Source organism: Pseudomonas sp. HY2-MNA-CIBAN-0224 (genome assembly GCF_040310285.1).
Taxonomy (GTDB): domain Bacteria; phylum Pseudomonadota; class Gammaproteobacteria; order Pseudomonadales; family Pseudomonadaceae; genus Aquipseudomonas; species Aquipseudomonas helleri.
In genome coordinates this window covers 1-239 of record NZ_JBEOPQ010000868.1, presented here as the reverse complement: position 1 = coordinate 239, position 239 = coordinate 1, and the positions used below count along the sequence as shown (strand labels likewise).

1 protein-coding gene is annotated in these 239 nt (G+C 52.3%); it reads left to right on the top strand.

The annotated features are described in order from the left end of the window. On the top strand, nucleotides 1–239 hold a 239-nt coding region (locus AAEZ03_RS28740; RefSeq protein WP_350583400.1), incomplete at both ends, for a hypothetical protein.

Here is a 239-nt window from a genome sequence, read left to right as displayed (position 1 = left end):
GCTTTATTGCTGCTATCGAAGCACATACGCAGCAAGCCCAACCGGCTGTTAATGGCGCTAAGGTTGAACGCGATTCAAGCGAGAACAAAGGCGACAACAATGACTTTGCCACTCGTCGCTTTGACTTTAGCAACTACGGCTATCAACCTTTAGCCGCGGATTACCTTGCCCGCTTTGAAGCGATGACGCAAGCGGTCAGTCAGTTTGCGGCAGCGCAAGGCAAAACAGCCGTTGAGCCA